The organism is Heyndrickxia acidiproducens DSM 23148 (genome assembly GCF_000374345.1).
Classification (GTDB): domain Bacteria; phylum Bacillota; class Bacilli; order Bacillales; family Bacillaceae_C; genus Weizmannia; species Weizmannia acidiproducens.
In genome coordinates this window covers 1-11,606 of record NZ_KB894042.1, presented here as the reverse complement: position 1 = coordinate 11,606, position 11,606 = coordinate 1, and the positions used below count along the sequence as shown (strand labels likewise).

General features: G+C 49.1%; 7 protein-coding genes, 21 tRNA genes and 1 rRNA gene. 1 reads left to right on the top strand and 28 read right to left on the bottom strand.

Annotated features, from left to right (window positions below; translation table 11 throughout):
• Positions 1–525: 525 nt before the first annotated feature.
• From menC to C232_RS0117080, 6 genes are all read right to left on the bottom strand, one after another.
• Complete coding sequence (gene menC, locus C232_RS0117105; protein WP_422723669.1) at positions 526–1,632, bottom strand: o-succinylbenzoate synthase; 1,107 nt, start codon at positions 1,630–1,632, stop codon at positions 526–528.
• Complete coding sequence (locus C232_RS0117100; protein WP_018665346.1) at positions 1,632–3,104, bottom strand: o-succinylbenzoate--CoA ligase; 1,473 nt, start codon at positions 3,102–3,104, stop codon at positions 1,632–1,634. Before C232_RS0117100 ends, menC begins: the two co-directional genes overlap by 1 nt.
• Positions 3,105–3,225: 121 nt before the next feature.
• Positions 3,226–4,044 (bottom strand): 1,4-dihydroxy-2-naphthoyl-CoA synthase, encoded by an 819-nt coding sequence (menB, locus tag C232_RS0117095; RefSeq protein WP_018665345.1) that lies wholly within the window; start codon positions 4,042–4,044, stop codon positions 3,226–3,228.
• A 39-nt stretch (positions 4,045–4,083) separates the two neighbouring features.
• Positions 4,084–4,887 carry a 2-succinyl-6-hydroxy-2,4-cyclohexadiene-1-carboxylate synthase gene (gene menH / locus C232_RS0117090; RefSeq protein WP_018665344.1) on the bottom strand — a complete coding sequence of 268 codons (804 nt, stop codon included), beginning with the start codon at positions 4,885–4,887 and terminating at the stop codon, positions 4,084–4,086.
• Positions 4,884–6,632, bottom strand: a complete 1,749-nt coding sequence (menD, locus tag C232_RS0117085) for a 2-succinyl-5-enolpyruvyl-6-hydroxy-3-cyclohexene-1-carboxylic-acid synthase (RefSeq protein WP_018665343.1) — start codon at positions 6,630–6,632, stop codon at positions 4,884–4,886. Before menD ends, menH begins: the two co-directional genes overlap by 4 nt.
• Entirely contained in the window at positions 6,629–8,026 is a 1,398-nt protein-coding gene (locus C232_RS0117080; RefSeq protein ID WP_018665342.1) for an isochorismate synthase, read from the bottom strand. The genes menD and C232_RS0117080 overlap by 4 nt, the downstream gene beginning before the upstream one ends.
• 262 nt (positions 8,027–8,288) lie before the next feature.
• Between C232_RS0117080 and C232_RS0117075 the strand changes: the two genes are divergently transcribed.
• Positions 8,289–9,212 (top strand): 1,4-dihydroxy-2-naphthoate polyprenyltransferase, encoded by a 924-nt coding sequence (locus C232_RS0117075; protein ID WP_018665341.1) that lies wholly within the window; start codon positions 8,289–8,291, stop codon positions 9,210–9,212.
• A 177-nt stretch (positions 9,213–9,389) separates the two neighbouring features.
• On the opposite strand, the gene C232_RS0117070 is transcribed toward C232_RS0117075, so the two are convergent.
• The 22 genes from C232_RS0117070 to rrf all read right to left on the bottom strand — a co-directional run bounded on the left by C232_RS0117070 (position 9,390) and on the right by rrf (position 11,501).
• Positions 9,390–9,461, bottom strand: a tRNA-Glu gene (locus tag C232_RS0117070).
• 7 nt (positions 9,462–9,468) lie between these two features.
• Positions 9,469–9,559 (bottom strand) — tRNA-Ser (locus C232_RS0117065).
• 4 nt (positions 9,560–9,563) lie between these two features.
• Positions 9,564–9,638 (bottom strand) — tRNA-Asn (locus tag C232_RS0117060).
• A gap of 6 nt (positions 9,639–9,644) precedes the next feature.
• Positions 9,645–9,718: transfer RNA gene (locus tag C232_RS0117055), tRNA-Ile, on the bottom strand.
• A 4-nt stretch (positions 9,719–9,722) separates the two neighbouring features.
• Positions 9,723–9,796 (bottom strand) — tRNA-Gly (locus C232_RS0117050).
• A gap of 4 nt (positions 9,797–9,800) precedes the next feature.
• Positions 9,801–9,876: transfer RNA gene (locus tag C232_RS0117045), tRNA-His, on the bottom strand.
• Positions 9,877–9,907: 31 nt separating this feature from the next.
• A tRNA-Phe gene (locus C232_RS0117040) sits at positions 9,908–9,983 on the bottom strand.
• A gap of 9 nt (positions 9,984–9,992) precedes the next feature.
• Positions 9,993–10,068: transfer RNA gene (locus tag C232_RS0117035), tRNA-Asp, on the bottom strand.
• A gap of 3 nt (positions 10,069–10,071) precedes the next feature.
• Positions 10,072–10,145 (bottom strand) — tRNA-Met (locus C232_RS0117030).
• A 25-nt stretch (positions 10,146–10,170) separates the two neighbouring features.
• Positions 10,171–10,263 (bottom strand) — tRNA-Ser (locus C232_RS0117025).
• Positions 10,264–10,279: 16 nt separating this feature from the next.
• Positions 10,280–10,356 (bottom strand) — tRNA-Ile (locus tag C232_RS0117020).
• Between the two features lie 8 nt (positions 10,357–10,364).
• Positions 10,365–10,438, bottom strand: a tRNA-Met gene (locus C232_RS0117015).
• A gap of 17 nt (positions 10,439–10,455) precedes the next feature.
• Positions 10,456–10,531 (bottom strand) — tRNA-Ala (locus C232_RS0117010).
• Between the two features lie 12 nt (positions 10,532–10,543).
• Positions 10,544–10,620, bottom strand: a tRNA-Pro gene (locus C232_RS0117005).
• Between the two features lie 26 nt (positions 10,621–10,646).
• Positions 10,647–10,723, bottom strand: a tRNA-Arg gene (locus C232_RS0116995).
• Positions 10,724–10,733: 10 nt separating this feature from the next.
• A tRNA-Leu gene (locus C232_RS0116990) sits at positions 10,734–10,822 on the bottom strand.
• An 8-nt stretch (positions 10,823–10,830) separates the two neighbouring features.
• Positions 10,831–10,905: transfer RNA gene (locus C232_RS0116985), tRNA-Gly, on the bottom strand.
• Between the two features lie 7 nt (positions 10,906–10,912).
• Positions 10,913–10,994 (bottom strand) — tRNA-Leu (locus tag C232_RS0116980).
• Between the two features lie 6 nt (positions 10,995–11,000).
• A tRNA-Lys gene (locus C232_RS0116975) sits at positions 11,001–11,076 on the bottom strand.
• Between the two features lie 145 nt (positions 11,077–11,221).
• Positions 11,222–11,297: transfer RNA gene (locus C232_RS0116970), tRNA-Thr, on the bottom strand.
• Between the two features lie 7 nt (positions 11,298–11,304).
• Positions 11,305–11,377: transfer RNA gene (locus C232_RS0116965), tRNA-Val, on the bottom strand.
• Between the two features lie 8 nt (positions 11,378–11,385).
• Positions 11,386–11,501, bottom strand: a 5S ribosomal RNA gene (gene rrf / locus C232_RS0116960).
• Positions 11,502–11,606 lie beyond the last annotated feature (105 nt).

The following is an 11,606-nucleotide window of genomic DNA, read 5'->3' as shown; positions in this document are numbered from 1 at the left end:
GAAATTTTCTTTTATAATGGTTATTGCATTTCTTTTTATCATTTTCCGACAGAAGACTCCCACCTCAAGGAATGTGAAGGGCATTAGCCCAATGAATAGGTGGGAGATGAATGTCGGTTGGCGTTAGCCAAAGTTGTTGAAAAGCAGGAACATATGTGCTATTATATATTTGTAAGTTGTTCTTTGAAAACTGAAGATATGAGGTTGTGACAGGAAAAACGTCTGTCACGTAAAATCTTCAACGTTCAATCGCCTACACCATGTATACCGAAGTTGCGAAAACCAAGCTAAAGTAGGGTGCATGGCAGAGTAACTTACAAGATATGAATTCTCACCGTAGGGACTACGGGTGGAGCCTGCTCAATAACTAGTGGTTGCACTGGTGTTCGCAGGAATCCCCCACTTTAAGGCGATAGCCTAAGTGGCGGGTAGTTCAACGTACCAATCCTCTGCTTTATTGATCATTGCCATCGCTATTTGCTTGATTTCCACTCCAGTCTTGTCATAAAAATCCTTGAGTGATATCTACAGCCGGATGAACTCATGATATACCCGGACTTTCTTTAAATATTCACGGTTCAACTCGTAACCAATGCCCGGTGCGTCCGGGACACGGATCCGGCCGTTTTCGACCGCCACTTCAGGTTCAATTATATCCTTTTCCCAAAACCGGTTCGAGGCAGAAAGATCACCAGGGATCGTGAAACCCGGCATAGTGGCAAGGGCAAGATTAAATGCGCGTGAAATCCCAAACTCAATCATCCCGCCACACCAAACGGGAATCCCTTTTGCCAGGCAAAGGTCATGGAGCCGGACAGCCGGCCACAGCCCGCCGACACGGCCAATTTTAATGTTCAGCACCTTAAAACTGCCAAGCCTGAGCGCACTTTCGGCATGATGGTAGGTCACAATGCTTTCGTCCAAGCAGACTGGCGTTTTCAAAGCTTTCTGCAAGACGGCGTGCTCGACAATATCATCAGTGCCGAGCGGCTGTTCGATCATCAGCAGCCCGAATTCGTCCAGTTTCTGAAGCCGCGGCAGATCATCCAGTGTGTAGGATGAATTCGCATCTGCCATTAACTTCAGATTGGGATAACTTTGGCGGATCTCCCGGATAAACGCTTCATCATGGCCGGGCTTGATTTTTACCTTTATTCGTTCATAGCCTTCCCCGAGAAAGGCCTCGATTTGCTGTAAAGCCTCGAACGTATCATGGTTTCCGACCGCAACACCGGCAGCCACAGACTGCATCCTGCCGCCAATACATTTCCAAAGCGGCATGCCTTTCCGTTTCGCATACAAATCCCAGACCGCTGTTTCAAGGCCGGCTTTCGCCATATGGTTGCGCCGGACCACCCGGAATCTTTTACTCACCTCTTTTGGATGCGCGATTGGTTCCTTTGCAAGTAAAGGAATCAGCACATCTTTAAGCATGTGGAAACAAGTCTTTACGGTTTCCTCAGTATACCAGGGGGTTGAGAAAGCGACAGCCTCCCCGTACCCGGTAAAACCATCCCGGTCCGTGATTTCGATAAGCACGGCTTCCCGCTCGTTTACTTTTTCAAGCGCATTTTCAAACGGGGCCTTCAGCGGCATTTTAATGATTGACAAATTGATTTGTTTGATTTCCATCATGAGGGCAGCCACTCCAATAGCTTCCTGCGCAGCAACTTATTTGAGGCATTGCGGGGCAGAGCGCCAACGGTAAAAACTTTTTTCGGAATTTTGTATTTTGCAAGGCGTGCTTCGCAATATGACTGCAGTTCGCTTTCCGCTACTTTACCGTTTGTGACGATAAATGCAGCGGGGACCTGCCCCCAAACCGCATCTTCCATTCCCACTACGCCGGCCTCTAAAATCTGCGGATGGGACAATAGCACTTCTTCAACTTCGGCCGGATATATATTTTCCCCGCCTGAGATAATCAGATCCGAGCGCCTGTCCAGTACATATAAAAATCCCTCGTCATCCAAATAGCCGATATCGCCTGTATAAAACCAGCCATCTTGGAAACTTTTTTGATTGGCATCCGGGCGGTTTAAGTAACCGATTGTGACATTCGGCCCTTTGACGGCAATTTCCCCGTGTTCACCCGCCTTGCAATCCCTGCCCGCTGCAACAATACGGATTTGCGCGGGAAATAGCGGTTTGCCGGCTGAGCCGATTTTTTTCAAACTGTCTTCGGGCGCAAGGGTTACCGTCTGTGAAGCGGTCTCGGTCATGCCATACGATTGGAAAACGGGGATTTGCTTTTGTACACAGGCCTCCAGCATCGGCTTCGGCGCCGGCCCCCCGCCAAGCAGCATGCAGCGGACACGCGGGTGCAGCGTGGCTTCCCCAAGTTCATTTAAAATGCGCTGTAAAGTATTCGTGACAACAGACATGATCGAAATTTTACCCGATTGCAAAAGCTTCACGGCTTCTCTTTCGTTGAATTTTTCCATTAAGAATACAGGCATCCCGTAAAAAACGGAACGCATTAAAATTGAAAACCCGCTAATATGAAAAAGCGGGACTGTACACAACCATGCATCATCCTCCGACAAACCGAGGTTCAAAGCCGATCCGGCCGCGCTCCACCAATGGTTGCCGTATGTTTGCAGCACCCCTTTTGGCCTGCCGGTTGTCCCTGATGTGTACATGATCGAGCAGACATCATCGAGTGAAAACTCATCCGCTTCATGGTAAGCGGCCGGTGCAAGGGCTGCAAGTGCACGACGGTCCACGAGTTTCAAATCCGAATGCAGCTGATGGATGGCTGCGGTTTTTTTCTCAAAATCTTTTTCGGAGATCAGCCATTTTGCCTCACTGTCCTGCAGCTGGTACAGCATCTCATGAGGCGTTAAGCGGTGATTGAGAAAAACGGTGCGGACATGAAGCTGCTGGAGGGCATGGAGAATGATCACGGTGTGCGGCTGGTTTTTTAACAGAACAGCCGCCGTATCTTCCGCCTGCAACCCAAGTGAAGCAAGTTTCCGGGCGGTTTCCTTTGCCTCCTGAAAAATTTCCGCAAATGTATATGTTTCATCTTCGAAAACAAGTGCGGTCCGCTGCGGTGTTAAATAAGCCCTTTGTTTTAAAAAGTTCGGTAAATAGGATTTCATATGATCACCTGATAAATGGAATTTCTTTAAACATTGAAGGAATCGTAAATTAGGCCTTCCTTTCCTTTATAAAAGCAAAATAAGCTGCCCCTGTCATGATGGGGCAGCCTTTTTAATTCAATCAAGGAAAACGCGGGAATTGCCCGAAGTCCGGTTTCCGTTTTTCTTTGAATGCGTCACGGCCTTCTTTTGCTTCTTCTGTTGTGTAATAAAGCAGTGTCGCATCGCCGGCAAATTGCTGCAGCCCTGCCAGCCCGTCCGTATCAGCGTTAAATGCGGCCTTTAAGAAGCGGATCGCCATCGGGCTTTTTTCAAGGATTTCTTCTGCCCATTTGATGGTCTCATCTTCCAGCTGCTCATACGGGACAACTGCATTGACAAGCCCCATGTCCAAAGCTTCCTGGGCATTGTACTGGCGACACAGATACCAAATTTCACGGGCTTTTTTGTGGCCGATGATTCTCGCCAAATATCCTGCGCCATAACCGCCATCAAAGCTCCCGACTTTCGGGCCTGTCTGACCGAAGATCGCATTGTCAGCGGCAATGGTTAAGTCACAAACAACATGCAGCACATGGCCGCCGCCGATCGCATAGCCCGCAACCATGGCAATGACCGGTTTCGGAATCACACGGATCAAATGCTGCAGATCAAGGACATTCAAACGCGGGATATTGTCCTTTCCAACATACCCGCCGTTGCCGCGCACTTTCTGGTCGCCCCCCGAGCAAAACGCTTTTTCGCCCATTCCGGTTAAAATGATGACCCCGATCTTTGCGTCATCACGCGCACGGGAAAAGGCATCATACATTTCCGTCACTGTTTCGGGGCGGAAAGCATTGCGGACATGCGGGCGGTTTATCGTAATTTTAGCAATGCCATGATAGGATTCATATAATATATCTTCATATTCATGTTCTGTTTTCCATTCTACTGCCATAAAAGTATTTCCTCCTTATGTACATTTTTTGACAAATTATCAACAATTTTTTAAAAATCCCTTTACTATTGTACCAAACTTTTTCGGATCTTCCACATGAATTGCATGGCCAGCTTGTGAGAAAATCATTTTTTCGGCATTTGGCAGCAGGGCGGACATTTCGTCTGCGATGCGGCAGAACTTCTTATCCCACTCGCCGGACGCAAGCATGACCGGCATCCGCAGTTCCCCGAGACGGCTCCACCATGACGGCTGTGCGCCTGTCCCCATTCCCCGCAAGCTGCCCGCAAGCCCGGCCGGATCATTTTTAAGGCGCTGGCTGCGGATCTTTTCCTGTACGACAGCCGGCAGCCGTTTTTGCGAACGGAAAAGCGGGATTTCTGTCCAGTACGCGACAAACGCTTCAATGCCTTCCGATAAAATCCGGTCTGCCAGTTTTTCATCCTGTTTTCTGCGGGCAGCCCGTTCTTCCTCTGTTTTAAGACCTGGAGATGCACTTTCCAGGACAAGTTTTTTAACCATTTGCGGATACAGGACGGAAAATGTCAGTGCCAGACGCCCGCCCATTGAATAGCCGAGAAGCAGCACTTGTTTCACGCCGAGTGCTTCCAGAATCGCGTGCAGGTCAGCAGCCACTTTTCGAATATCATAGCGGCCTGCATCCGCCGGCTTCGATGATTGCCCATGGCCGATAATATCAACGAAAATACAGCGGAAGTCGTCTTGCAGCATTGCTGCGGTGCCTTCCCAGGTTTTTCCACTCCCGGTAAAACCGTGCAGACAGAGCAGCGGGTCCCCTGTTCCAGCCGTTTCCACATGATAATCTATCCCATTCATTTTCATCTGTTGTCACCTTTAAAGTAATCGCCCATTTCCAGGGAAATTTGCTTCCACATTTTCCGATGGTTTTCGACGTTTTTTGCACGGTTTGTTTGCACTTCAATGACCTGCAGCCCTGTCCGCGCGCCCGCAAGTGCTTCTCTGAATTCATCCCAGTCCCGGACTTTGGCGTATTGCCCGCCGTACATTTTTACAATGTATTCAAATTTCAAGTCTGTCGGTGTGCCAAATAACTGTTCGAAATGATTCGGATCCGCTGCTTGCGGCAGAAAGGAGAAAATGCCGCCGCCGTTATTATTGATTAAAATGATGCAAAGGTTCAGCCTGTGCATTTTGGCCATCAGCAACCCATTTAAATCATGAAAAAAGGACAAGTCTCCGATCAAAAGATATGCGCGCCCGGCACTTGCTCCCGCTCCCGCCGCACTGGAGACGACTCCGTCAATCCCATTGGCGCCGCGGTTTGCCAAAATACGGATACTTTTATCGTTCACATGGAAAAATGTGTCAACATCCCGGATCGGCATGCTGTTGCCGACAAATAGCGTACTGTTTTCCGGCAGCATTTTTGCAAGCTCCATGACGGCTTTTCCTTCATCCAGATTCTTTTCCGCTTCCATGGCTGCTTCTGCTATATTCCTGGCCCGCATATTTAGTTCCTGCCACATCTTGAACCAGGCGGTGCCGGTCTTTTTCTGAAGTACGGATGCCAGCTTTTGGCAGAAACTGATTTCATCACAGTATACCACCGTCGTTCCGCGTTTAATCGGATCACGCCAGCCATTTCCCCCATCGACAATCATATGGGCCGCGGTCTTTAGATTTTTCAACATCCATGTTAATGGTTTTGACACCGGCATCGCGCCAAAACGGATAATGGCTTCAGGCGCAAGCCGGCTGCTCCACTGCGGATCTTTCAAAAGTGAATCATAGTTGTCAATTATCCGATCCTTGCGATGCTTTCCGCTTCGCAGCTGGGATAACGGGTCAGCGAGAACCGGGTAACCTGTATGTTCGCTAAGGGCGATCACCGCTTCGGCAAATCCCGGTTCGTCAATGGTTCCGCAAATGATCAGCCCGCGTTTTCTTTCACGGATCATGTCTGCTATGTTGCCGACTTCCGTATCGGTAATCTCCAGTTTGCCGCTGACGCTTTTAATCGCCGGATCTGCTGTTGCCGGCGCCTCAAACGGGGACGGTTTCAAAACAGGAACCAATGGCTCTCTGAGTGGAAAGTTCAAATGAACCGGTCCTGCCGGCTGCTGCATTGCCGTCACAACCGCCCTGGCTGCTGTCTGCCGCATAAATTGCAACATTTCTTCCCCTGCTTCAGGGATTGGCATTTCCGTAAACCATTTTACATGCTGCCCGTAAAGCCGGATTTGGTCAATCGCCTGCGGGGCTCCGACATTACGCAGTTCATGGGGCCGGTCGGCTGTCAGCACAATCAGCGGCACCCGCGAAATATTGGCTTCAACTATCGCAGGGAAATAATTGGCGGCTGCTGTTCCCGATGTGCACAGCAGTACGACCGGTTTCCGCATTTCCTTCGCCATCCCAAGCGCAAAATAAGCAGCCGACCGTTCATCAATATCCATGTAAATATGAAAATCGGGATGCTCCGAAAGCAACATCGCAATCGGCGTTGACCTTGATCCCGGGCTGATAACGGCATGGCGGATATCCATCGCCGATAATTGCCGGATAAAACTTGCCAAATACGCGGTCATTATTTCCTCATGTTTCAAAATGATTTTCCTCCTAAAGCACGGAGCATCGGCCGGAATTTGATGCCCGTTTCCTTGTACTCTTCTTCCGGTTTTGAATCAGCTACAACACCGCAGCCGGCATAAAGATAAGCACGGTTTTTTTTCAGCAGGCCGGACCGGATCCCGACGCATAATTCCCCATTTCCCATGTAATCCACCCAGCCGATCGGTGCGCCGTACAGGCCGCGATCCATGCCTTCCAGCCTGCGGATCGTTTCCATCGCTCTGTTTCTCGGAATTCCGCCAAGTGCAGGCGTTGGGTGCAGGGCTTTGGCTAATTGAAACAAGGTGGCTTGATTTGACGTTACCCCCTTTACCGGCGTATACAAATGCTGGATATCACGCATTTTCAGTAAAACCGGTGCATCAGGAATCAACAGGTCGCTGCAAAACGGTTCCAAAACCTTTTGAATCATGGACACAACAAAGCGGTGTTCTTTTTGGTTTTTGGCATCACGGAGCAGCCTTTTACCAAGCCGTTCGTCCTCCGCCTCATCCCGGCTGCGCTTAATCGAACCGGCGAGGCATGTGGACAATAGGTGCTGTCCCTCTTTTTGGATCAATCTTTCCGGTGATGCCCCGGAAAAGCTTTCATCCCCTTTTTCCAGTACATAGACATAGCTGTCGTGCTGCTGCTCTGACAAGGCTTTTAACAGCGGATCCGGTTGTGCGGTTCCTGCAAACGCCACTTCCATTTTACGCGCCAGCACAATTTTATCCATCTCCCCCTGCTTGATGAGCTGTACTCCGTTTGCAACTGCGGCCTTCCACTCGTCCGCGCCAACTTCTTTTGCTTCAAGAACCGGCGGGAGCGGCGCAATTTCCGGGCGCTGTTCCATAAGGGTGCGGGCAGTATGTTCCAATTCCTTTAAACTCCCCTGTCCTTTTCCGCCTTCAGCAAAGTTAAGGGTAAGGAACACTGTATCTTTTTTAAACGTAAAAAGTATTTGCGGTATACGAAACATCCCTTGTCCAAATGCCTGCCACTCTTTTTTCTCCATCGATTGGTCAAAGGCAAAGCCGCCAAAGAGCACAGGACCGGTTCCGGGCTCCGGCTGTACATGATGAATCTCAATCCGGTCCGTTAACTGATTCCATTGTTTTTCAATTTGGGCAAAACCGTCTCCTTTTCTGACATGGTAAGCCCGGACATGTCCAAAACCGACAAAGATCGTATTATCCCCGGGGTCTTTCCAATACAAACGGTCTCCCTTAAAATACTTGGCGCCGGCAGCAAATAACCCGACCGGCTCGGGCTTTTCTTTTATTTTTGAAACAGAGCTGATCAATTTTCCTGTGAAAGATGCCGGTCCATCTAGTTCGGCTTTTTCTTTCGTCAGCACATGTTGTAGAAATTGATATTTTTGTGACAAAAAATCTCCCCCAATAAAACTTTCTTCTGAATCTTTCCTTCGCACCCGAGCAAATTATTTTACAGTTTTATGAACGAATCCTTTTCTATTATATATGAATTGCACCCATTCATTCACCAAAAGAACCTCAGATGAACCATCGGAAGTTTTTCACTTTTTTCCATGATAAATTGTTTGACACGGGGGGATTATTTACCTAAACTTTACTTGTACTAAATTTGTCATAAATTTTCTTAGAATAGTATAAAAGGAGAGAAATTACATGGGTATGCAATCTTCTCCAGCCGTTCACCCGGATAAAGGCTGGCGGGTCTGGTGGCAGTTGACACGCCCCCACACGCTGACAGCCGGTTTTGTTCCTGTTATTCTCGGAACCGTTCTCGCTTTGGGAGAGGCCCGAATTCATATTCCGCTGTTTGTGGCAATGCTGGTGGCAACCTTGCTTATACAGGCGGCAACCAATATGTTTAATGAATATTATGATTTCAAGCGGGGGCTGGACAATGAACAATCTGTAGGGATTGGCGGAGCAATCGTAAGAAATGGCGTCCATCCCAAAACAGTCCTTCATCTTGCACTGGCATTTTTTGGAGCTGCGATTTTGATCGGGGTTTACATTTCGGCGAGCAGTTCCTGGTGGGTTGCCATCACCGGATCTGTCTGCATGCTGGTCGCCTATCTGTATACGGCCGGGCCGGTACCGATTGCCTCAACACCGCTTGGGGAGCTGATCTCCGGATTTTTTATGGGTGTCATTATTATTTTGATATCATTTTTTATCCAGACTGATACGATAACCTGGCCAATTGTATTTGTTTCAATCCCGATCATGATTTTAATTGGGGCCATTATGCTATCCAATAACATTCGTGATCTCGACGGCGATAAAGCAAATGGCAGAAGAACGATTGCCATTTTGCTTGGGAGAAATGGCGCGATTACATTACTGGCTGTGATGTTCGCCCTTTCATACCTTTGGATGGTCTGCCTTGTGTTTCTCGAAGTCGTGACACCATGGGTACTGCTCGTTCTTGTAAGTACACCTAAGCCGGTCCGCGCGATTAAAGGCTTTATTGGCAAAAAAGAAGCCATCCAAATGCTCCCTGCCATGAAAGCAACTGCACAGACGAATACAGTTTTCGGTTTACTGTTATCAATCAGCTTTTTGATTGACCACTTTATTTAAAAACAAAACAAGGCGCCGGGATCCCGGCGCCTTGTTTTGTTTTGTCTAACTGTCTAATTACCCTGAAGCCGTACGAACCGGAATACAACTGGACAACACTTATTTAGTCCACTTCCCTATCCCGGTGTATTACGCAAAAAGAGCATGGCTGCAATCCAGCCATGCTCTTTATAATAATGACCCGTACGGGATTCGAACCCATGTTACCGCCGTGAAAGGGCGGTGTCTTAACCGCTTGACCAACGGGCCGTAATAATGGCGGAGAAGGAGGGATTTGAACCCTCGCGCCGCTTACGCGACCTACACCCTTAGCAGGGGCGCCTCTTCAGCCACTTGAGTACTTCTCCATATTGGCTCCGCAGGTAGGATTCGAACCTACGACCGATCGGTTAACAGCCGATAGCTCTACCACTGAGCTACTGCGGAATAAAATGGGCCTAAATGGACTTGAACCATCGACCTCACGCTTATCAGGCGTGCGCTCTAACCAGCTGAGCTATAGGCCCTAAATGGAGCGGGTGATGGGAATCGAACCCACGACAACAGCTTGGAAGGCTGTAGTTTTACCACTAAACTACACCCGCAAAATGGGGCGGATGATGGGAATCGAACCCATGAATGCCGGAGCCACAATCCGGTGCGTTAACCACTTCGCCACAACCGCCATAATATGTTGCTTTGAAATAAAAATCTAATGGTGGCTCGGGACGGAATCGAACCGCCGACACAAGGATTTTCAGTCCTTTGCTCTACCGACTGAGCTACCGAGCCAAATGAAAATGGCGGTCCCGACGGGAATTGAACCCGCGATCTCCTGCGTGACAGGCAGGCGTGATAACCGCTACACTACGGGACCAGATTGCGGGGGTAGGATTTGAACCTACGACCTTCGGGTTATGAGCCCGACGAGCTACCAGACTGCTCCACCCCGCGATAATAAAAATAACTATATATGATATGGCGGAGGAAGAGGGATTCGAACCCCCGCGCGGTGTAACCCGCCTGTCGGTTTTCAAGACCGATCCCTTCAGCCAGACTTGGGTATTCCTCCATGATCAATATAATAATGGTGGACCTTGTAGGACTCGAACCTACGACCGGACGGTTATGAGCCGTCTGCTCTAACCAGCTGAGCTAAAGGTCCAAATAATATAGCGGCGGAGGGGATCGAACCCACGACCTCACGGGTATGAACCGTACGCTCTAGCCAGCTGAGCTACGCCGCCATCATTTGTTTTATAATTGGTGGAGCCTAGCGGGATCGAACCGCTGACCTCCTGCGTGCAAAGCAGGCGCTCTCCCAGCTGAGCTAAGGCCCCATTCAAGAAACGTGGTCGGGAAGACAGGATTCGAACCTGCGACCCCATGGTCCCAAACCATGTGCTCTACCAAGCTGAGCTACTTCCCGTTATCTTTTTAATTTTTAAATTAAAATGGCGCGCCCAAGAGGAGTCGAACCCCTAACCTTTTGATCCGTAGTCAAACGCTCTATCCAATTGAGCTATGGGCGCATATAAACATTGGTGCCGAGGACCGGAGTCGAACCGGTACGGTAGTCACCTACCGCAGGATTTTAAGTCCTGTGCGTCTGCCAATTCCGCCACCCCGGCGGTGAAAATGGAGCGGAAGACGGGATTCGAACCCGCGACCCCCACCTTGGCAAGGTGATGTTCTACCACTGAACTACTTCCGCATAAGAATGCGGGTGAAGGGACTCGAACCCCCACGCCTTGCGGCGCCAGATCCTAAGTCTGGTGCGTCTGCCAATTCCGCCACACCCGCAAACAATGGTGAGCCATGCAGGATTCGAACCTGCGACCCTCTGATTAAAAGTCAGATGCTCTACCAACTGAGCTAATGGCTCTTTTTCATATACCTTATATTTTTTCAAAATAATATCTAAGCAAGCGTATCACCCAATTAAACAGGAAGACAGGCTTGTCACAAAAAAGATTATACTATATTCATTCAAATATGTACATAGTAATTCTCATTTTTTGTAACTTTTATGGTGCCGGCCAGAGGACTTGAACCCCCAACCTACTGATTACAAATCAGTTGCTCTACCAATTGAGCTAGGCCGGCATAACGATGGAGGATGACGGGATCGAACCGCCGACCCTCTGCTTGTAAGGCAGATGCTCTCCCAGCTGAGCTAATCCTCCATATGTTTGCCCGGCAACGTCCTACTCTCGCAGGGGGAAACCCCCAACTACCATCGGCGCTGAGAAGCTTAACTTCCGTGTTCGGGATGGAAACGGGTGTGGCCTTCTCGCCATTATTGCCGGACCGTATTGAGTTGTAAAGGATGTATTCCTTCAAAACTGGATAGGAGAAAAACGGTAAAACCAAGAATTGCACTTCTAAACTGTCCAGCTCCAGCGCCTATCGGCT